The 19,672-nt window shown below is 66.4% G+C and carries 16 protein-coding genes; 12 read left to right on the forward strand and 4 right to left on the reverse strand.

Going from position 1 to position 19,672, the window contains the following annotated elements:
* Positions 1 to 6 precede the first annotated feature (6 nt).
* The 7 genes from AC6H34_RS09855 to AC6H34_RS09885 all read left to right on the forward strand — a co-directional run bounded on the left by AC6H34_RS09855 (position 7) and on the right by AC6H34_RS09885 (position 10,684).
* Entirely contained in the window at positions 7 to 1,290 is a 1,284-nt protein-coding gene (locus tag AC6H34_RS09855; protein WP_497538691.1) for a CmpA/NrtA family ABC transporter substrate-binding protein, read from the forward strand.
* A 311-nt stretch (positions 1,291 to 1,601) separates the two neighbouring features.
* Positions 1,602 to 2,819: a nitrate/nitrite transporter gene (locus tag AC6H34_RS09860; protein ID WP_448150208.1), complete on the forward strand. Its 1,218-nt coding sequence runs from the start codon at positions 1,602 to 1,604 to the stop codon at positions 2,817 to 2,819.
* 28 nt (positions 2,820 to 2,847) lie between these two features.
* Positions 2,848 to 3,270 (forward strand): globin family protein, encoded by a 423-nt coding sequence (locus tag AC6H34_RS09865; RefSeq protein WP_497538692.1) that lies wholly within the window; start codon positions 2,848 to 2,850, stop codon positions 3,268 to 3,270.
* Positions 3,267 to 4,526 carry an NAD(P)/FAD-dependent oxidoreductase gene (locus tag AC6H34_RS09870; protein ID WP_497538693.1) on the forward strand — a complete coding sequence of 420 codons (1,260 nt, stop codon included), beginning with the start codon at positions 3,267 to 3,269 and terminating at the stop codon, positions 4,524 to 4,526. The genes AC6H34_RS09865 and AC6H34_RS09870 overlap by 4 nt, the downstream gene beginning before the upstream one ends.
* A complete protein-coding gene (locus tag AC6H34_RS09875) occupies positions 4,526 to 6,277 on the forward strand; it encodes a NirA family protein (protein WP_497538694.1) in 1,752 nt (583 codons plus the stop codon). The genes AC6H34_RS09870 and AC6H34_RS09875 overlap by 1 nt, the downstream gene beginning before the upstream one ends.
* Positions 6,274 to 7,902, forward strand: a complete 1,629-nt coding sequence (locus AC6H34_RS09880) for a sulfite reductase subunit alpha (protein ID WP_497538695.1) — start codon at positions 6,274 to 6,276, stop codon at positions 7,900 to 7,902. The genes AC6H34_RS09875 and AC6H34_RS09880 overlap by 4 nt, the downstream gene beginning before the upstream one ends.
* An 85-nt stretch (positions 7,903 to 7,987) precedes the next feature.
* On the forward strand, positions 7,988 to 10,684 hold the full coding sequence (locus tag AC6H34_RS09885) for a nitrate reductase (protein WP_497538696.1): 2,697 nt from the start codon (positions 7,988 to 7,990) through the stop codon (positions 10,682 to 10,684).
* Positions 10,685 to 10,740: 56 nt separating this feature from the next.
* Here AC6H34_RS09885 and AC6H34_RS09890 read toward each other — a convergent pair whose 3' ends face one another.
* The 3 genes from AC6H34_RS09890 to AC6H34_RS09900 all read right to left on the reverse strand — a co-directional run bounded on the left by AC6H34_RS09890 (position 10,741) and on the right by AC6H34_RS09900 (position 14,400).
* Positions 10,741 to 12,279 (reverse strand): FAD-dependent oxidoreductase, encoded by a 1,539-nt coding sequence (locus AC6H34_RS09890; protein WP_497538697.1) that lies wholly within the window; start codon positions 12,277 to 12,279, stop codon positions 10,741 to 10,743.
* Between the two features lie 81 nt (positions 12,280 to 12,360).
* Positions 12,361 to 14,043: a GMC family oxidoreductase gene (locus AC6H34_RS09895; RefSeq protein ID WP_497538698.1), complete on the reverse strand. Its 1,683-nt coding sequence runs from the start codon at positions 14,041 to 14,043 to the stop codon at positions 12,361 to 12,363.
* Positions 14,044 to 14,157: 114 nt separating this feature from the next.
* The gene (locus AC6H34_RS09900; protein WP_448150200.1) at positions 14,158 to 14,400 is read right to left on the reverse strand and encodes a hypothetical protein; all 243 of its coding nucleotides are present in this window, start codon (positions 14,398 to 14,400) and stop codon (positions 14,158 to 14,160) included.
* A 337-nt stretch (positions 14,401 to 14,737) separates the two neighbouring features.
* Between AC6H34_RS09900 and AC6H34_RS09905 the strand changes: the two genes are divergently transcribed.
* Together AC6H34_RS09905 and AC6H34_RS09910 are read left to right on the forward strand one after the other, a co-directional pair.
* Positions 14,738 to 14,989 (forward strand): hypothetical protein, encoded by a 252-nt coding sequence (locus AC6H34_RS09905; protein WP_448150199.1) that lies wholly within the window; start codon positions 14,738 to 14,740, stop codon positions 14,987 to 14,989.
* Between the two features lie 128 nt (positions 14,990 to 15,117).
* The gene (locus AC6H34_RS09910) at positions 15,118 to 16,569 is read left to right on the forward strand and encodes an amidase (protein WP_448150198.1); all 1,452 of its coding nucleotides are present in this window, start codon (positions 15,118 to 15,120) and stop codon (positions 16,567 to 16,569) included.
* 248 nt (positions 16,570 to 16,817) lie between these two features.
* On the opposite strand, the gene AC6H34_RS09915 is transcribed toward AC6H34_RS09910, so the two are convergent.
* On the reverse strand, positions 16,818 to 17,465 hold the full coding sequence (locus AC6H34_RS09915) for a tetratricopeptide repeat protein (protein ID WP_448150197.1): 648 nt from the start codon (positions 17,463 to 17,465) through the stop codon (positions 16,818 to 16,820).
* Between the two features lie 328 nt (positions 17,466 to 17,793).
* On the opposite strand from AC6H34_RS09915, the gene rplU reads away from it, so the two are divergent.
* The 3 genes from rplU (at position 17,794) to AC6H34_RS09930 (ending at position 19,659) form a co-directional block, all read left to right on the forward strand.
* Entirely contained in the window at positions 17,794 to 18,456 is a 663-nt protein-coding gene (gene rplU, locus AC6H34_RS09920) for a 50S ribosomal protein L21 (protein WP_497538699.1), read from the forward strand.
* Positions 18,457 to 18,617: 161 nt separating this feature from the next.
* Complete coding sequence (rpmA, locus tag AC6H34_RS09925) at positions 18,618 to 18,896, forward strand: 50S ribosomal protein L27 (protein WP_448150195.1); 279 nt, start codon at positions 18,618 to 18,620, stop codon at positions 18,894 to 18,896.
* Positions 18,897 to 19,026: 130 nt separating this feature from the next.
* A complete protein-coding gene (locus tag AC6H34_RS09930) occupies positions 19,027 to 19,659 on the forward strand; it encodes a GNAT family N-acetyltransferase (protein WP_448150194.1) in 633 nt (210 codons plus the stop codon).
* Positions 19,660 to 19,672: the final 13 nt, after the last annotated feature.

A 19,672-nucleotide genomic window follows, 5' to 3' on the forward strand; every position in this document is an offset into this window, starting at 1 on the left:
GGTGCGATGGATGTGAGGGTACGAAGCGGCGAAGACCAGGCCGGCGACAAGGCCGAACTGACGCTCGGCTTCATTCCGCTCGTCGATGCCGCGCCGCTGGTCGTCGCGCGGGAAAAGGGCTTCACCGCCGCCGAGGGGCTTTCCCTCACCCTGGCGCGCGAGACTTCATGGGCCAACATCCGCGACCGCGTCATGCTCGGCCATTTCGACGCTGCGCACATGCTCGGCCCGATGCCGATCGCATCCACCCTGGGCATAGGCCATGTCGAGGTGCCGATGATAGCACCCCTGTCGCTGGGCCTCGGCGGCAATGCCATCACCCTCTCGCCCGTGGTCTTCGACGCCATGGCATCGGAAGGCGCGACGCTGTCCGCGGATCCGGCGGCGATGGGCCAAGCCCTGGCCCGTGTGGTGGAGAGGCTGCGCAGGGCGGGCCGGTCGGCGCTCACGCTGGCGGTGGTGCATCCCTTCTCGGGACACAACTACGAACTGCGCTACTGGCTCGCGGCGGCGGGCATCGATCCCGACCGCGACGTCCGCCTGATCGTGCTGCCGCCCCCCTTCATGGTGGATGCCATGCTGGAGCGCCAGATCGACGGCTTCTGCGTGGGCGAGCCTTGGAACTCCCTGGCCGTGGACGCCGGCGCGGGTGTGATCGCCGTCACCAAATCCGCTCTCTGGCGGCAGGGACCGGAAAAGGTCCTGGGATTTCGCGCGGACTTCGCCGAGCACTCGCCGGGTCCGCTCGCCGCCCTTCTGCGTGCGCTCTACAAGGCCGCGCAGTGGGCCGGCGATCCCGGCAACCGCGAGGAACTCGCCCGCCTTCTGGCGGAGCCGGCCTTTCTCGGCGTCCCCGCGGAGACCATCACCAGGGCGCTCGGCGGACGGCTCTCCCGCCGCCAGGACGAACCCGCGGCCGATATCGCGGATTTCCTGGTCTTCCACGACCATGCCGCCAACTTTCCGTGGCAGAGCCACGCATTGTGGTTCTATTCGCAGATGGTGCGCTGGGGCCAGGCGGAGTACACGCCGGAGCTTGCCGCCAGGGCCCGGCAGGTCTACAGGCCAGATCTCTATCGCGCCGCGCTGGCCGATACGGGTATCGATCTGCCTCGCGCCAGCGCCAAGGTCGAAGGCGCGTTGAAGACGGCGACCCCGGTCGCCTCGCGCAATGGCACCATGATCCTCGGCCCGGATGGCTTCTTCGATGGCAGACTGTTCGATCCGGACGAGGTGGAGACCTATGTCCGGTCCTTCCAGCAGGAGACGACACCCCCTCCGCACGCTTAAATCCACGCCACGCCGAAAATATCGGCATTCTGGTGTTGCGTCGCACAATATTTAGACTTGCTCAAAAATGTACCTGGCTTCATCCTCATGCAAGGTGAGGGCATTGCATAGTCCCCCCTCGAGACTGCAAGGGCCAATGAGGGCCCGCCAGGTGGTCATTCTCAAAATTCAAGGCCCTCGGGCCTAGCGTCCATCGCAGGACGCAAAACGGCAGCGCCGCCGATCGATCCCGCTTGCCGTCTTGGCAGTGCCTCCGGGCTGGGATCGATCGGCGGCTTTTTGTTTTCGCCATCACCATGCGGAGCGGAACGATGAAGACGCGGGACTTTCTCAAGGCCGGGCATTGGCCGACACTTCTGGCAGCCTTCTTTTATTTCGACATGAGTTTCATGGTCTGGATCCTGCTTGGCCCCCTGGCCGTGCAGATCGCCAACGATCTCCACCTGGATCCTGCCCAGAAGGGGCTGATGGTGGCGTTGCCCGTACTGGCCGGCGCCTTCCTCCGCGTCGTGAACGGCCTCTTGGTCGATCGCCTGCGCCCGCGCCTCACGGGCATCCTCGCCCAGATCGTCGTCATCGCCGGATTGCTGGCCTTCTGGTATTTCGGCATCCATTCCTACGGCCAGGTGCTCTTCCTCGGCCTGATCCTCGGGGTTGCCGGCGCTTCCTTCGCGGTGGCGCTGCCGCTCGCCTCACGCTGGTACCCTCCGCAATACCAGGGGGTCGCGCTCGGCATCGCGGGTGCGGGCAATTCCGGAACCGTATTCGCCGCGCTGTTCGCTCCCGCGCTCGCCGCCGCCTTCGGCTGGAACAACGTGATCGGCCTGGCGGCCATTCCCCTGATGCTGGCCCTCGCCGTCTATCTCGCCTGCGCCAAGGACAGTCCGAACCAGCCTGCCGCCAAGTCGCTGGCCGAATATGCGCAGGTGCTGCGCCAGCCCGATGCCTGGTGGTTCATGTTCTACTATGCCGTCACCTTCGGCGGCTTCTCGGGCCTCGCCTCCTCGCTCGGCTTCTATTTCAACTCCCAATACGGTCTCGATCCGGTCACCGCCGGCTATTGCACGGCGGCATGCGTCCTCGCCGGCTCGCTCGTCCGGCCCGTGGGCGGCGCGCTCTCCGACCGCTTCGGGGGCATCCGCATGCTGACCGCCCTCTACGCCGTGGCGGTCGTGGCCCTCATCCTCGCCAGCTTCGGTTTCGGCCAGCTCTGGCTCGGCCTTTCCATCCTGGTCGTCGCAATGCTGGCACTCGGCATGGGCAATGGCGCGGTCTTCCAACTCGTGCCGCAGCGCTTCCGCGCGGAGATCGGCGTCATGACCGGTCTCGTCGGCATGACCGGCGGCGTGGGCGGCTTCTACCTCGCATCCAGCCTCGGCTTCTCCAAGCAGATCACGGGCAGCTACCAGGCCGGCTTCCTGATCTTCGCCACGCTCGCGGCCCTCGCCCTCGCCGCCCTCACCAGCGTGAAGCGCCGCTGGCGCACCACCTGGACGGCGGAGAACGGCATCGCCGCCGCCCGGATCTAGTCCCATACGGAATCGCAGGAGCACGCTCATGACTCCCCGTGAGATCGATCTGGTCCAGACCTCCTTCGCCAAGGTCGCGCCGATCGCGGACACCGCAGCAGGGCTGTTCTACGAGCGGCTCTTCGAGATCGCGCCGCAGGTGCGGCCGATGTTCCCGGCCGACCTCACCGAGCAGCGGCGCAAGCTGATGGCGGCGCTCGGCATGGTGGTCGCCGGCCTTCGCAACCTCGATGCGATCCTCCCCGCGGTGAAGGCGCTGGCCAGCCGCCATGTCGGCTACGGCGTCCGCGCCGCACACTACGCCCCTGTCGGCGAAGCGCTGGTGTGGACCTTGCAGCAGGGTCTCGGCGACGAATTCACCGCCGAGACCCGGCAGGCCTGGACTTCGGCTTACGGCCTGCTCGCCGGGGTGATGATCGAGCAGGCCCATGGCAAGGAGACGATCGCGTGAGAGGCTCGTCCCCTTCCCGCACCGAAAGGCTGCTGATCATCGGCAACGGCATGGCCAGCGTGCGGTTATGCGAGGAGATCCTCGCAAATGCCGCCGGCCGCTTCGAGATCACCGTGGTGGGCGCGGAGTCCCAGGCCGGCTACAACCGCGTGCTGCTCTCCGCTTTGCTCGCCGGGGACATCGGCGAGGCCGAGTTGAGGCTGCGCGACGCCGCCTGGTATGCGGCCCGCGGCATAACGCTGATCACCGGCAGGCGCATCGCGGGGCTCGACCTCGCGGCCCGCAAGGCCACGTTCGAGGGTGGTACGCCGCTCTTTTTCGACAGGGCCGTACTCGCAACGGGCTCGACGCCGTTCCGACTGCCCATTCCCGGCATCGGCCTGCCCGGCGTGATGACCTTTCGCGACCTCGCCGACCTGCCCGCCCTGCAGGACGCGGCCTGCCGTCGCCAGCGTGTCGCGGTGATCGGCGGCGGACTGCTCGGCATCGAGGCGGCCTACGGCCTCGCCAAGGGAGGCGCCGAGGTGACGCTCGTCCATGTGATGGACCGGCTGATGGAGCGCCAGCTCGACCGCCGCAGCGCCGCGTTCCTGCGGCGAGCTATCGAAATGAAGGGCATTCGCGTGCTCCTCAATGCCCAGACGGCCGAAATCGCCGGCGGTGCCCGGGCCGAGGCCCTTGCCTTTGCAGACGGTTCGAGCCTGCCCATCGATCTCGTCGTGGTTGCGGTGGGCGTCCGCCCGGCGATCGAGCTTGCCAAGTCGGCCGACCTGCCGGCGAAGCGCGGCATTCTCGTCGACGACCACCTCACGACCGTGGTCCCGTTCATCCATGCCATCGGGGAATGCGCCGAGCACCGCGACGTGGTCTACGGCCTGGTGCAGCCGGCCTATGAGCAGGCCCATATGCTGGCCCGGCACCTCGGCGGAGATGACGCGGCGGCCTATGAGGGCACCGCACTCTCCACCAATCTCAAGGTTTCGGGCATTCCCGTCTTCTCGGCCGGCGATTTTCTCGGCGAGGAGGGCACGGACGAGATCATCCTGGAGGATCGGGGCGTCGGTCTGTGCAAACGCCTGGTGGTACGCGGATCGCGCCTTGTGGGCGCGGCGCTGGTGGGCGAGGCGGACGATGCCATCTGGTACCGCGACCTCATCCGCAGCGGGGCGGACATCGCCGCCATTCGCGAAAGCCTGATCTTCGGCCGTGCCTTCTGCGAGGCGGTCGCCCCCCAGACACGAAAGGAGGCCGCCTGATGAGCAGCGACTTCAATTCCGACCAGAAGCGCTACCTGGAGGGTTTCGTTTCCGGCATGCAGGCCATTCGCGGCGGGCGGACCACGCCCGTACCCCAGGCCGCGCCGGTACCGATGGGCCCGGACGCTGCGCATTTCTCCGCCCAGGACGCCACCACGGCAGCCGGCAGGAAGCTGATCGACCAGGAGAAGTGGAAGCGCGCCGAGCATCCCTTCGATGCCTGGCCGCGCCTGAAGGCACAGGCCAGGGAGGGCGCCTTCCCCAAGCCGGAGGACAATTTCCGCTGGCGCTATTTCGGCCTCTTCTACGTAGCGCCGGCGCAATCGAGCTACATGGTGCGCCTGCGCATACCCAACGGCATCCTCAACCACTGGCAGTTCGCCGGCATGGCCGATGTGGCCGCGCGCCTCGGCGGTGGCTATGCCCATGTCACCACCCGGGCCAACCTGCAGATCCGCGAGGTGCAGCCCGAAAACGCGCCGGCAGTCGTCGAGGCGATCCAGGAGCTGGGGCTTTGCTCCCGCGGTTCGGGCGCCGATAATATCCGGAATGTCACCGGCTCCGCCACCGCGGGGATCGACCCGCAGGAGATCGCCGACACCCGGCCCCTGGCGCGTGAATGGCACTACCACATCCTCAACGACCGCTCGCTCTACGGCCTGCCGCGCAAGTTCAATGTCGCCTTCGACGGCGGCGGTCGCATCGCCACGCTGGAGGAGACCAACGACATCGGCTTCCAGGCCGTGCGCGTCGCGGGCGAGACCTGGTATCGCCTGATCCTGGGCGGCATCACGGGCCACCGCGACCTCGCCCGGCCGACCGGCGTATTCTGCCGGCCGGATGAGTGCTGCGCCGTGGCGGATGCCATCGTCCGCGTCTTCATCGACAAGGGTGACCGCACCAACCGCGCCAAGGCCCGTATGAAGTATATTCTCGATGCCATCGGCTTCGATGCCTATCTCGCTGCCGTCGAAGATAAGCTCGGCCGAGAGCTGACCCGCCTGCCGGAGGAGAGTGTCGACCCGCGCGCACCCTTCGACCGTTCCGCCCATGTGGGGGTCCATCCCCAGCGACAGGATGGGCTGAACTGGATCGGCGTGACCCTGCCGGTCGGGCGGATGGATTGTGTCCAGATGCGGGGCCTTGCAGCGATCGCACGCGATATGGGCGATGGCGATATTCGTCTGACCGTATGGCAGAACCTGCTTATCTCCGGTGTGCCGGATGGCCGGATCGATGCTGCGAAGGCCGCTATCGAGGCGCTCGGACTCGACTGGAAGGCAACCTCGCTGCGCGCCGGCCTCGTCGCCTGCACCGGCGCCACCGGCTGCAAGTTTGCCGCTTCCCACACCAAGGAGCATGCCCTGGAGATCGCCGAGCACGTCGATGCGCGCCTCACGCTGGATGTTCCGGTGAACGTGCATCTCACCGGCTGCCATCATTCCTGCGCCCAGCACTATATCGGCGACATCGGGCTGATCGGCGCGAAGGTCGCGCTGGGTGAGGACGGAGACCAGGCCGAGGGATACACGATCGTGGTGGGCGGAGGCTTCGGCGACCAGGCCCGGATCGGCCGAGAGCTGTGGTGCGACGTCATTGCGGAAGATTGCCGCGGCAAGGTCGAGGGCCTGCTGCGCAGCTACCTGACCCACCGCAGCGGGCCGGAGGAAAGCTTCCAGGCGTTCACCAGCCGGCATGAACCCGAAGATCTCAGGACACTGGCCGAGAAGATGGAGCTCGTCAGCGCATGAACATGGTCGCCATCCCGCCTCAACGCTCGCTCATACCCGAGAATGCCCCCTTCAGCGCGGAACAGCGCGCCTGGCTCGACGGTTTTTTCGGCGCCATCCTGGCGGCGGAAGGCGGTGCGACCCCCGCCGAGCCGGGACCTGTCACGCCGTCCGCCCCGGACAAGCCCGCCGCGGTCCTCGCCGACAATGACGAGGCGCCCTGGCATGATCCGGGCGTGGCGCTGGACGAGCGCATGTCCATGGCCAGGGACCGGCCGCTCGCCCCGCGCCTGATGGCGGCCATGGCGCAGCAGGATTGCGGCCAATGCGGCTACAACTGCGCCGACTACGCCAACGCCCTGTTCCTCGGCAAGGAGGAGCGTCTGACCCTGTGCGCGCCGGGCGGCAAGGAAACCGCCCGCATGCTCAAGCAGCTGTCCGCCGAGATCGGGCAGGATGCGGCCGCCCCGCAAGGCGCCACGCTGCCGGCCGGCGAGACCGGGGCGAGCGTTCACGCCTCTCCTGCCGGAGAGGCAGGGCGTTCGAGGGACAATCCGGTTTCCGCCCGTTTCCTATCGCGACGCCGCCTGAACGGTGCCAGGTCGGCCAAGACCACCTGGCACGTCGAATTCGACCTCAGCGAAAGCGGGCTCGATTATGTCGCGGGCGATAGTTTCGGTGTCTTCCCGCGGAACACGCCTGGCCTCGCCGACCAGATCATCGCCGTGCTCGGCGCGCGACCGGAGACTTCCATCCTCGGCAGGAGCCTTCGCGATGTCCTGATCGAGGACGTTTCGCTCGGCACGCCGCCGGACAGCCTCTTCCAGCTCTTTTCCTATCTCACGGTCGGCGACCAGCGCCGGAAGGCCCGGGCGCTCGCCAATGGCGAAGACCCGGACGGCGATGCTGCAACCCTCGATGTGCTCGCGGCGCTCTACAAATTTCCCAGCGTCCGCCCCGGCGCGGAAGCCTTCGTGGAGGCGCTGGACCCGCTGCAGCCCAGGCTCTACTCTATTTCTTCCTCCCACAAGGCTAGCCCAGGCCGCATCTCCCTCACGGTCGACGGCGTGCGCTACCGCGTCGGTTCGCGAGAGCGCATCGGTGTCGCCTCCACCTTCCTCGGCGAGCGTATCGCGAAGGGGGAGGCGCTGAAGGTCTATGTGCAGAAGGCCCATGGCTTTCGGCTGCCCGAGAGCGGCGACACGCCGGTGATCATGGTCGGCCCAGGGACGGGCGTCGCGCCCTTCCGCGCCTTCCTGCAGGAGCGAGCCGCGTGCGGCCAGGGAGGTCGTAACTGGCTGTTCTTCGGCCACCAGCACCGCGACCACGACTTCTTCTACGAGGACGAATTCGCAGCCATGCGAGAGAGTGGCCTGCTCACGCGTCTCTCCCTCGCCTGGTCACGCGACGCCGAAGGCAAGTTCTACGTGCAGGACCGCATGCGCGAGGTCGGCATGGACCTTTGGCAATGGCTCGCCCAGGGTGCGCATTTCTACATCTGCGGCGATGCCAAGCGCATGGCACGGGATGTCGAGCGGGCGCTGGTCGACATCGTGGCGCAATGGGGTGCGCGCTCGACGGAAGAGGCGGCAGGTTTCGTGAACGCGCTCAAGAAGGCGGGTCGCTACCAGGCGGACGTCTATTGAGGCGTGGGATGCCCCGCCTCTCCATGAAGCCGGACGAGGGAATGCCTCGTTACGACTCGGCAGCACGCTTCAGGAGCGTCTTCGCATGAACATGACCGCACCCGCCCCGGATCTCACGAAGGCCGCGCCGCTCCCCATTCCCACCAGGACCACCTGCGCCTATTGCGGCGTCGGCTGCGGGGTGATCGCCACGCCCGACGGTCTCGGCGGCGCGGGCATCGCGGGCGATCCCGAGCATCCCGCCAATCTCGGGCGGCTCTGCGTCAAGGGGGCGGCATTGGGGGAGACCCTCGGCACCGGCCACCGCATCCTTCATCCAGCCATCCACGGCGTCCGCACCACCTGGAACCGGGCGCTCGACGCAGTGGCCAAGGGCATTCGCGACACCGTCGACATGCATGGCCCGGAGGCGGTGGCCTTCTATCTCTCCGGCCAGTTGCTGACGGAGGACTATTATGTCGCCAACAAGCTGATGAAGGGGTTCATCGGCTCGGCCAATGTCGACACCAATTCGCGCCTGTGCATGGCCTCCACCGTCGCCGGGCATCGACGGGCCTTCGGCGCCGATATCGTGCCCAACTGCTATGAGGACCTGGAGGAAGCCGATCTCGTCGTGCTCGTCGGCTCCAACACCGCCTGGTGCCATCCCGTGCTCTGGCAGCGCATCGAGCAGGCAAAGGCGAAGCACGGCACGCGCATCGTCACGATCGATCCGCGGCGGACCGTCACGGCCGACAGCGCGGACCTGCACCTGCCGATCGCCCCCGGCATGGACAGCGTGCTCTTCGCTCGCCTCCTCGTCGAAATCGCCGAGCGAAAGGAGCTCGACCACGACTATGTCGGACGCAACACCACCGGCTTCGACGAGGCGCTCGCGAATGCGCGGGATATCGCCCCGGATCGGGCGGTCACCGCCGCGCGCTGCGGGCTCGACGAAACCGATCTGGCGACCTTCCTCGACTGGTGGCTAGCAACGCCGAAGACGGTCACCTGCTTCAGCCAGGGCGTCAACCAGTCGGCCCAGGGTACCGACAAGGTCAATGCCATCCTCAACGCCCACCTCGCCGCAGGCCGTGTCGGCAAACCCGGCGCCGGCCCGTTTTCACTTACGGGTCAGCCCAACGCCATGGGCGGGCGTGAGGTCGGCGGCCTGGCGAACCAGCTTGCGGCCCACATGGGTTTCTCGCCGGCCGAAATCGACCGCGTCGGCCGCTTCTGGCAGGCGCCCCGCATGGCGCAGGGCGAGGGCAGGAAAGCAGTGGCCATGTTCGAGGCCATCGAGCGGGGTGAAATCAAGGCGCTCTGGGTGCTGTGCACCAATCCGGCGGCCAGCCTGCCGCGCGCGGACGCCGCCCGCGCCGCGCTGCGCAAGCTGGATTTCCTCGCCGTCTCCGAGGTCAATGCACATGCCGACAGCCTCATCGAGGCCGCTACGGTGGTGCTGCCGGCAGCCGCCTGGGGCGAGAAGAACGGGACGGTGACCAATTCCGAGCGCCGGATCTCACGCCAGCGCCCCTTCGTGGCAGCGCCCGGCGAGTCAAGGCCCGACTGGTGGCAGATCTGCGAGGTGGCGAGGCGCCTGGGCCATGGGGCGGCGTTTGCCTATGCCTCCCCTGCCGAGATCTTCCGCGAGCATGCCGCTCTCTCCGCCTTCGAGAACTTCGGCGGGCGCCTGTTCGACATCGGAGGACTAGCCGATCTCAGCGACGAGGCCTATGACGCGCTCGAGCCGGTGCAATGGCCTCTGCCGAAGGGTTTGAAGACAGGTGTGAAGCGCCTTTTTGCCGAGGGCGGCTTCGTCCATGCCGACGGCAAGGCCCGCTTCGTCAGCCTCGCCCTCCCCGCACTCAAGGCGGAGCGCAGCGCCGAATACCCGCTCCTTCTCAATACCGGCCGCGTCCGCGACCAATGGCACACCATGACCCGGACCGGGCTCAGTCCGCGCCTCGCGCGGCACAGGAACGCGCCCTTCGTCGAAGTCCACCCTGAGGACGCGGCCCTGTACGGACTCACCGACGGGGGACATGCCGCCATCAGCAGCCCGCATGGCCAGGTGGAGCTGCGCGTGGTCGTCACCGACACGCAGCAGCGCGGAAGCCTGTTTGCGCCGATCCACTGGACCGACGCCACCGCCGCGCGCGCCCGAGTCGGCTCGCTCGTCCACGCGCTCACGGATCCCGTTTCCGGCCAGCCCGACTCCAAGGCCGTGCCGGTGGCCATCCGTCCCTGGGCGATCCGGGCGCAGGGCTTCATCGTCTCCCGTCAGCGGCTGCCCATGCCGACCTGGCTCAGCCACGCCCGCATGACGGTGACGGGCGGCGAGGTGGTGAGCTTCGCCAGTCCCAGGGCGCCGGATGCACTGCACGATCTCCTCTCCAACTGGCTGAACCTGTGGACCAGCCCTCTCAACCAGCGCAATCCCGCCTCGGATCTCTACCGTTCCGCCTCCCTGGTGAGGAACCGCCTGGAGATCCTGCTCTCCACCGGCCCCTCGGCGGACGAGACGGGCCTCGCCTGGGCAACGGAGCTGCTGGCCAAGGACCCTATCGATGGGGCTACGCGGCGCTTCATCCTCGCCGGTCGCGCCCCATCGGCCTGCGGCGGCACGAGCCGCCAGATCTGCGCCTGCTTCGGTGTGCACCAGAGCCAGATAGAGGAAGCGGCAAGGGCGGGAGCCGACAGCGTCGAGGCCATCGGCAAGGCGCTCAAGGCCGGCACAAATTGCGGTTCCTGCCGGCCCGAGATCCGCAAGCTGCTGGAGGAGATGAAGGCCCGTGCGTGAGGGCCCACCCGGCGGACCGGTCGCAAGCCTCGCTTGCGCCGTCCGACGTTGCGCGCCTACCGCCGCCCATGGGCGTCCTGCCCGCCATGCTCCAGCGCCTGCTCGGCCTTGAGGTTGTCGAGGTCGCGGCCGATCGTTGCCATCGCGAGCAGACGCCCCTCCTCCTGGAAGCGCACGGCCGCATCCTCCTTCTCGACCGAGCCCGTGACCTTGTGCGGATCGGTGCCCTTGGCGTGGCCGGTATAGCTGATGGTCTTGTCGTAGTGGCTCGACCAGAAATAAGGCGGATCATCGAAGGGCCTCTCCTCGCCCATGATCAGCCGGGCGAGATACTGGCCCTGGCGCTCGGCATGCACCCAGTGTTCCACCCGGATCGGTTCGCCGGTGGCCGGGTCAGGGTAACGGGCGATGTCGCCAGCTGCGTAGACCCCGTCCGCCGAGGTCTTCAGGTGATCATCGGTAACCACGCCGTTGTCGACCTCGAGCCCCGCCGCCTCCGCCAGCTTCGTACGCGGCTTGACGCCGACCCCGAGCACGACGAAGTCGACATCGGCGAGATTGCCCCTGTCCATCTGCAGCGTCCGATCGGCAAACCCGTTCACCTTCCGGCCAAGATGGAAGACCACGCCCTTCTTCTCGTGCACATCCCGTACCCATCCGCCGATCTCCCGGCCCATCACCCTTTCGAGAGGTACCGAATCGGGCGCCACCACATGGACGTCGAGGCCCCGCTGCTTCAGCGACGCGGCGACTTCGAGGCCGATGAAGCTCGCGCCCACGATCGCGACCCGCCGCGCCTTGCCTGCGGCGGCGATGATCGACTCGGCATCCGCCAGGCTCCGCAACGTATGGACATCGGCACCTTCGAGCCCTTCGATGGGCGGACGCTGCGGTTCCGCGCCCGTTGCGAGGATCAGGATGTCGTATGAGAGCGTGCCGCCCTCGGCGAGCACCACCGTGCGGGAATGGGGATCGAAGCCCGCCACTTCCGTCTTCAGCCTGAGATCGATCTTCGCCTGCTGGTAGAAGGCGGCGGCGCGAAGCGGCATCCAGTCTTTCGGCGCCTGTCCTACGAGATAGTCCTTGGAACAGTTCGGCCTGTCATAGGGCGGATCCCGATCCGCGCTCAGCAGCGTGACGTCTCCATCGAAACCCTCGCGACGCAGCAATTCCGCCGCGGCAAAACCAGCTGCGCCACCGCCGACGATCACCACGCGACGGGCCTTGGACGAGGGATGCGGCCTCGCGGTCGCGTCGTCCTTCTCACGCCGAACGAAGGCCTTGCCGTCCTTCTCCTCCACCAGCCAGCAGGCGACGGGATCAATGGCGGGTGCGGCCAGGGCCTCGCCGGTCTTCAGGTCGAAGCAGGCATGGTGCCATGGGCAATGAACCTTGCCTTCGGCCAGCAACCCCTCGGCGAGAGGCCCATGATAATGGGTGCATTCGGCGCCGATGGCGTAGAGCTTGTCGCCGCTGCGCGCGAGCAGCACCGGCTTGTCGCCGACACGGCCCAGCAGCATCGCTCCCTCCTTGACAGCGGCAGCGGAAACGCCGCGCGCGAAGTCCGGTCCCGCCGGCTTTTTCTCATTGCTCATGATCGCCTCCCGAAGGTTTGGAGGACAACGCACGAGCCGGCGCTTTGATCCCGGCATTCCGTCCCTGGGCCGGAACGGCTCTCAGAGGCCCTGCGCGATCCAGGCAGCGGCCTTTTCGGCGATCATCAGGGTCGGCGAATTGGTGTTGCCGCTGGTGATGGCGGGCATCACGCCGGCATCGACCACGCGCAGCCCCTTCACGCCACGCACCCGCAGATGAGGATCGACCACGGCCATGGCATCGTCCGCACGGCCCATCTTCGTCGTGCCGACGGGATGGAAGATGGTGCTGGCGATATCTCCGGCGAGCCTCGCGAGTTCCTCGTCGCTCTGGAACTGCAGCCCGGGCTTCCACTCCACCGGCTGGTAGCGGGCAAGCGCCGGCTGGCCGACGATGGTGCGCACCTGCCGCAGGCTCTCGGCGGCGACCTGGCGGTCCTGCTCCGTACTCAGATAGTTGGGCGCGATGGCCGGCGCATCGCCGGCCCGGTTGGAGCGGATGCGCACGCTCCCGCGGCTGGTGGGATTGAGATTGCATACGCTGGCGGTAAAGGCCGGGAAGGCGTGCAAAGGCTCGCCGAAGGCTTCCAGGCTGAGCGGCTGGACGTGGTATTCGAGATTGGCGTGGCTCCGAGCGGGATCGGAACGCGTGAAGGCGCCCAGCTGCGAGGGCGCCATGCTCATCGGCCCGCTGCGCCGGAGCACGTATTCGAGGCCGATGCGCGCCTTGCCGAACAGGTTTCCAGCAAGGGTGTTGAGGGTGCGCGCGCCGTTGATCTTGAACACGGCGCGGATCTGCAGGTGGTCCTGCAGGTTCTCGCCGACACCGGCCAGTTCATGCACGACCTCGATGCCGTTCGCCTTCAGGAGCGGTGCGGGACCGAGACCGGAAAGCTGCAGGATCTGGGGCGAGCCGATGGCTCCGGCGGAAAGGATCACTTCACGCCGGGCTGCGACTTCGACCACCTCCCCGCCGCGCTGCAGCCGCACGCCGCTGCAGCGCAGGCGGCCATCCGGACCGGTCGCGAAGAGAAGCCGCTCGACCTGCGCCTGAGTCCATACGGTAAGATTGGCGCGCTCGCGTGCCGGACGCAGGAAGGCCTTCGACGTATTCCAGCGCCAGCCGGCGCGCTGGTTCACCTCGAAATAGCCGACCCCCTCGTTGTCGCCGGTGTTGAAATCGCTCGAACGCGGAACGCCGGCCTGCACCGCCGCCTCGGCGAAGGATTCAAGGATGTCCCATTTCAGCCGCTGCTTCTCGATGCGCCATTCGCCGCCATGGCCGTGCAGGTCCGAAAAGCGGCTGTTGTCCCCGGTGGCCGGATCCGTGCCGTCGTCCAGGCGGTAGTGGTCCTCGTGCGCCTTGAAGTCCGGCAGGCAATTGGCCCAGTTCCATGCTTCCTCTCCCGTTTCGGTGGCCCAGCCGTCATAGTCGCGAGCCTGCCCGCGCATGTAGATCATGCCGTTTATCGAGGAGCAGCCGCCCAGCGTCTTGCCGCGCGGGTAGCGCAGCCGCCGCCCGTTCAGCCCCGGTTCGGCTTCGGTCTGGTAGAGCCAGTCGGTGCGCGGATTGCCGATGCAGTAGAGATAGCCGACCGGTATATGGATCCAGGGATAGGTGTCTTTCTTTCCTGCCTCGATCAGCAGAACCCGCCGGGCGGGATTGCGGCTGAGGCGGTTGGCGAGCAGACAACCGGCCGTGCCGGCACCGACGATGATGAAATCGAACGGCCCGTTGTCGTCCACCCTGTCACGCGGCATCATTTCCACCCTTACGCGCCGGACGGGCGGGGCAAAGCCACCCGTTCGCTGTCGAACACAGCGACACTTCTATCGTGTTTGCCGCGCAAAAGAGAAGGAGCAGTCGCCTTTCACCCCTCACATGGTGTGCAGCGGATGATGGGCATTGTCGTAGTAGCCGCGGCCGTAGCGCATGAGGAGCTGGTCGAGGGCCCCGATGGAATGCTCGATCTCGTCGATCGCCTCGATCGTCACGTCCGTCCAGTCCATACCCAGGCGCTCCTTGATGCACATACGGCCATCCTTGAGGCAATCGAGACGTTCGTGCAGCCTTTCGCGCTCGCTGAAGCACCAGTTCGCGAGATCCATTATCTCTGTCATTCGGGCATCTCCCTGAGCTTGTTTCTGCTTTGTGGAAACGCATACGGGAAACGAATCTCCACGGCGGGCTCGCGGCCCGGCCGGGGAACTCACCATGCAAACCATGAACTCCCAGACGCTGCGACCCTCATTCGGCAAATCTGAGGCGCCGCCCCTCTGGAAGGCCTCTGAACCGGCGGGATGCGCCGCTTTGCCGCAACCTCGTTATCCATAAGCGAAGCGTTGATGTCATGGACCGACAATCACGTGGCTTTCCGGCTCACAATGGTTTACAATTAGTTACATTCCGTGATGTGTCGATGCGCCATCCAACCGATCGTTCCGGGCGAGGCAGGCTATGTCGCTTCATTCCTATCAATGGCCGACCAATCCGAACTACCCAGCCAAGCACGCGGTGCGCGACTGTGCCTATAATCTGGCTTGGCACAAGTTCCAGGAGTCGCACCACGTCGCCGACACCACCCAGCGCAAGGCCTATCAGGCGGCGCTGAGGGACATCGTCTCGCATCTGTGCGACCACGGTGATCTCGATACGATCATGGTGTCGCACAAGGCTTATTCCCAGCTCCTCAAGCGTTCGAGGTCCTGAGGCAGCGGGATCATGCGCCGCCGAGAGCGCGGCGCTTGCGCGGGCCTTCGGGGCTCGCAGCATAAATATTGGACAGAGGGCGTCGTTCCGCGCTGATATGCGTTCGTACGATCCGCGGATGTCTGTCCATGCCCCATGTCACGCCCGATCTCACGCGCCTCTATAGCCGTAGCGATGCCCTCGCCCTTGCTGGTCTGGTGAAGAAGGGTGAAGTCTCGCCCTCCGAACTGGTGGAGACGGCCATCGCCGCCATCGAGGCTCTCGATCCCAAACTCAATGCCGTGGTGATCCGCCATTTCGATCTTGCCCGCGAGGCGGCCGCCGCCCCGCCGTCGGACGGGCTGTTCGCCGGCGTGCCGTTTCTCCTCAAGAACATCGGCTCCAGCTGGAAAGGCACCCGCCTCGACGGCAGCATCCGGTTCCGGGAGAATTTCGTCTGCGGCGACGATTCCGAGATGGCCCGCCGCATGCGTGCGTCCGGCCTCATCCCCCTCGGGCGCTCCAACGTGCCGGAGAATGGCTGGTGCATCGCTACCGAGCCTCGGCTCTACGGACCCACGATCAATCCCTGGAACGAGGCCGTCACCCCCGGCGGCTCCAGCGGGGGATCGGCTGCCGCCGTCGCCGCGCGCCTGGTGCCGCTGGCCGAGGCCAGCGACGGGGGCGGGTCCATCCGCGTTCCCGCTTCCTGTTGCGGGCTGTTGGGCCTCAAGCCGTCGCGGGGGCGCATTCCCTACGGGCCGCCCGACGCCGATATCTGGTTCGGCTGCGTCTATTTCTTCGCTCTCACACGCACGGTGCGCGACAGCGCCGCCTTTCTCGACGCCACGGCCGGCAACCTGCCGGGAGATCCCTATGTGCCGCCGCGCGCCGAGAGCGGTACCTGGCTGGCCAGTCTCGCCCAGAAACCGCGCCGTCTCAGGATCGGCTACACGTTGTCCTCCCCCTGGGGGCCGCCCTTCGCGCCGCAGGTGAAGGCGGCCTTGAAGGACACGGTGGCACTGCTCGAGGCCTTCGGCCATCATCTCGAGGAACATCGCGTCACCGCCGATCTCGAAAAGGCCTGGATCGACTACAACCAGGTCAATGCGGTGGAGATCGCGCGCGATCTCGACGCCCAGGCCGAATGGGCCGGGCGTCCCTTGCGCCAGGACGACCTGATGGCGTTCAACTGGGCGCAATACCAGCGGGGGCGCTCGCAGTCGGCCACCGGGTTCAGCGCCTCCTTTGCCGGCATACGCAAGGCCGGCCGCGACATCGCCGCAGAACTCGCCCCCTACGACGCGTTCCTGACGCCCACGCTGACGCAATTGCCGCGCCCCGTCGGCTATTGGGACATGAACGAACCGGATTTCGATGCCTATATCGCGCGCTGGACCGATGCGGCGTTCATGTTCGCCTTCAACATTTCGGGCCTGCCGGCGATCTCCGTTCCCGCGCTCCTCACGACGGAGCGCATCCCGGTGGGCGTGCAGCTCGTGGGCCGCTACGGCGACGAGGCGACGCTCCTGCGCCTGGCCGCCATGATCGAGAATGCCAGGCCCTGGATCCAGAACCGGCCCGGAGTCTGCGTGGAATAGAGCGGAATGCCGTCAGGCCGATCCCCCGTCCAGCTTAACATACAGATACCACGAGCATTTTGTGATTCGGGCGATTCCACCTGAAGGTTGGATGCGCCAAGCCCCGGCAATGAGGTGAGGCCCCGCCGGCTACCGCGACGAAAACCGGCAGGGCCTCACCCGCAGGGGTCCGCTGTCGGGAACGGACCCCTTACTTTGGTGTCGGGCTGGTGGAAAGGCAGTCCCGCGTGGAACAGCGGATAGAGCCGTCAGATGCTGCCCTTCTCGATGGCCTCGTGCAGGTCTTCATATTCCTCGCAGGTGGTCCCGCAGAGCGTCTCGATCGTGTTGAGCTGCTCCTTGGCGAGGTCGAGGCGGCCCTTGATCACATAGGCTTCGCCCAGATATTCGCGAACCTGAGCGTATTGCGGATCGGCCTGCACCGATTTGAGGTAGTAGCCGATCCCCTCATCGGTTCGGCCGAGCTTGCGGGTAGCATAGCCGCGATAGTTCAGTGCCTTGGGGGTATTCGGATCGTGCAGGAGATCGAGCACCTGCAACGCTTCGTCGTAGCGGTCCGCCTTGGCGAGCACCCAGGCGTAGTTGGCCATGTCGTCATCGTCCATCGCGTCTGTCTTCATCCTGAGGCAGGCCTGCTTCTTGACGCTCCAGACCTGCCCCTTGGGGCAGGTGGTCATGTCGGTGATGGGCTTGCCGCTGCGCATGCCGGCACCGTTGCCACCGGCACCGCCCCCGCCCATGCCACCACCACCCATGCCTCCGCCCCCCGATCCGCCGCCGGAGCCGCCTCCGCCGCCACTTCCACCACCGCCCCCGCCGCCGCCAGCCGCAAACACGGCACCGGCTGTGAGCACAAAGGCTGCCGCAAGGGCTGCGACCGCGGTCTTGCGGGTCATCGATGACATCAAGGACATCATGTTCCTCCATTGGGTGAATGTGGGAAGAACACGCAGGACCGGATATTATTCGCAGGCAGGCGATCGCGTTCATTGCCGGCTGCCTTGATTCCGGTCCGCCTCGACAAATGCCCGACTTTCCTTGACTCTCCGGCTTATCGCTGTATAAGCCACGCCAGCGCGCGGCCTTCGGGCCGCGTGCCTTTTTTCGTGGTCGCCTTTTCAACACGCTGAGGCGGCAATTTTCAACGACTGGAAAAGCCGGCCGTTCCGGGATCCGCACTGATGCGGGCCGGGAACAGAACGCCGGGTCCGAACGAGGATAAGCATGTTCGCGGTCATCAAGACGGGCGGTAAGCAGTACCGCGTCAATCAGGACGATGTTCTCCGTGTCGAAAAGCTCGACGCCAAGGTTGGAGAGATCATCGTATTCCCCGAAATCCTGGCTGTTGGCGGTGACGCCGGCCTGACTTTCGGCACCCCCACGGTCGATGGCGCCTCGGTCGCCGCCGAAGTCGTCGAACAGGACCGTGACGACAAGGTCATCGCTTTCAAGAAGCGCCGCCGTCAGAATTCCAAGCGCAAGCGCGGTCATCGCCAGCACCAGACCGTCGTGCGGATCTCGGAGATCCTCACCGGCGGCGCCAAGCCCTCGAAGGCCGCCGCAAAGCCTGCCAAGGCTGCCAACGCCGATGAGAAGCCTGCCGCGGTCGCTGCCGTTCCGGCGGGCGAGCTCGACACGTCGAACCTCTCCCTGATCTCGGGCATCGGCCCGACGATCGAGAAGAAGCTGCGCGCTGCCGGCATCGTGAGCTGGAACGAGATCGCGGCCTGGACCGACGAGGACATCGCCAAGTGGGACGAGGAACTCGGCCTGCGCGGTCGTGCGGCCCGCGAGGAATGGGTCGTCCAGGCCAAGGAACTCCTCGCCGGCAAGCCGCCGCGCGCGAAGGTTGACCAGGCCGAGCTCGCTTCGGGCCAGGACCTGTAAGTTCGCTTCGGCATTGAACAGGAGCAGGGACGTTCAAGCTTGAACGTTCGTTGTTCCAGGGGTCGACAATCAGCCCGGTTTCGGGCATTGTCGGCCCAAATTGATGGATTTCACCGCCGTGTCACAGCACCGGCGTAGACAGGATTCGAGGAGTTATCGCCATGGCTCACAAAAAAGCAGGCGGTTCGTCGCGCAACGGTCGTGATTCGCGCGGCCAGCGTTTGGGCGTGAAGAAGTTCGGTTCGGAAGAAGTCATTGCCGGCAACATCATCGTGCGCCAGCGCGGCACGAAGTGGCATCCCGGCGTCAATGTCGGCATGGGCAAGGATCATACCCTTTTCGCCCTTTGTGACGGCCGAGTTGACTTCCGTACCAGGGCCAATGGCCGAATTTACGTCAATGTCGCCGCCACGGCCGCGATGAAAGTAGCAGCAGAATAAACCCGGCGGGACATCAGCTCCGCCGGCTCCACTGAACCGGCGGACCTGAAGACACCCGAAATGGGACCCAGGTCGAAGCGGGGGCGGTGGAGAGATCCAATCGCCCCTTTTTCATGCCTGGAGCTGCCCCATGTCCCCCTTAGAATTTCTCCCGGCCGAGATCTTACCCACCATCGAGATCGAAACGGAGCGCCTGATCCTGCGGGCACCGCGTTTTGCGGACATCGCGGAGATGGCATCCCTCGCCAATGATCCGGCGGTCGCCCTGATGACGGGGCGCCTGCCCTTTCCCTATGGCGAGAGCGACGCGCTCGATTTCGTACACTTCCAGGAAGAAGCACGGCAGGCCGGAAAGGAACTCGCCTTCGCAATCGAATGCAAGGAGAGCGGCGCCTTTCTCGGCTGCATCGGCCTGCGCTTTCCCAAGCGCGATAGCGCCGAGATCGGCTACTGGCTCGGCCGGCGCCATTGGGGCCAGGGTTTGGCCACCGAGGCGGCGCGCGCCCTCATCGATCACGGTTTCTCCACCCTGAACATCGCGGCGGTGACGGGCGAATGCCGCGTCATCAACGAGGCCTCGCGCCGCGTGATGGAGAAGTGCGGCCTGCGCTATGTCAATTCGGGCCTGCGCCATGCGCCGGCCCGCGGCGGCGCACTGCCGATCGACCGGTTCAGCCTCACGCGCGCCGACTGGGCGAGCTTCAAGGCGTGGCGGCCGGCGATCGTACGCGGTGCATCCCCGTCGAGCGAACTGATGGCTTGATGCCGGGGCGGGT

The sequence above is a fragment of the Labrys sp. ALF-8 genome, from assembly GCF_059699065.1.

Bases quoted from the DNA above. Each gene is read 5' to 3' on its own strand.
- AC6H34_RS09855 (WP_497538691.1), top strand. From the start codon at position 7: ATGGATGTGAGGGTACGAAGCGGCGAAGACCAGGCCGGCGACAAGGCC.
- AC6H34_RS09860 (WP_448150208.1), top strand. From the start codon at position 1,602: ATGAAGACGCGGGACTTTCTCAAGGCCGGGCATTGGCCGACACTTCTG.
- AC6H34_RS09865 (WP_497538692.1), top strand. From the start codon at position 2,848: ATGACTCCCCGTGAGATCGATCTGGTCCAGACCTCCTTCGCCAAGGTC.
- AC6H34_RS09875 (WP_497538694.1), top strand. From the start codon at position 4,526: ATGAGCAGCGACTTCAATTCCGACCAGAAGCGCTACCTGGAGGGTTTC.
- AC6H34_RS09880 (WP_497538695.1), top strand. From the start codon at position 6,274: ATGAACATGGTCGCCATCCCGCCTCAACGCTCGCTCATACCCGAGAAT.
- AC6H34_RS09885 (WP_497538696.1), top strand. From the start codon at position 7,988: ATGAACATGACCGCACCCGCCCCGGATCTCACGAAGGCCGCGCCGCTC.
- AC6H34_RS09890 (WP_497538697.1), bottom strand. From the start codon at position 12,279: ATGAGCAATGAGAAAAAGCCGGCGGGACCGGACTTCGCGCGCGGCGTT.
- AC6H34_RS09895 (WP_497538698.1), bottom strand. From the start codon at position 14,043: ATGATGCCGCGTGACAGGGTGGACGACAACGGGCCGTTCGATTTCATC.
- AC6H34_RS09900 (WP_448150200.1), bottom strand. From the start codon at position 14,400: ATGACAGAGATAATGGATCTCGCGAACTGGTGCTTCAGCGAGCGCGAA.
- AC6H34_RS09905 (WP_448150199.1), top strand. From the start codon at position 14,738: ATGTCGCTTCATTCCTATCAATGGCCGACCAATCCGAACTACCCAGCC.
- AC6H34_RS09910 (WP_448150198.1), top strand. From the start codon at position 15,118: ATGCCCCATGTCACGCCCGATCTCACGCGCCTCTATAGCCGTAGCGAT.
- AC6H34_RS09915 (WP_448150197.1), bottom strand. From the start codon at position 17,465: ATGACCCGCAAGACCGCGGTCGCAGCCCTTGCGGCAGCCTTTGTGCTC.
- rplU (WP_497538699.1), top strand. From the start codon at position 17,794: ATGTTCGCGGTCATCAAGACGGGCGGTAAGCAGTACCGCGTCAATCAG.
- rpmA (WP_448150195.1), top strand. From the start codon at position 18,618: ATGGCTCACAAAAAAGCAGGCGGTTCGTCGCGCAACGGTCGTGATTCG.
- AC6H34_RS09930 (WP_448150194.1), top strand. From the start codon at position 19,027: ATGTCCCCCTTAGAATTTCTCCCGGCCGAGATCTTACCCACCATCGAG.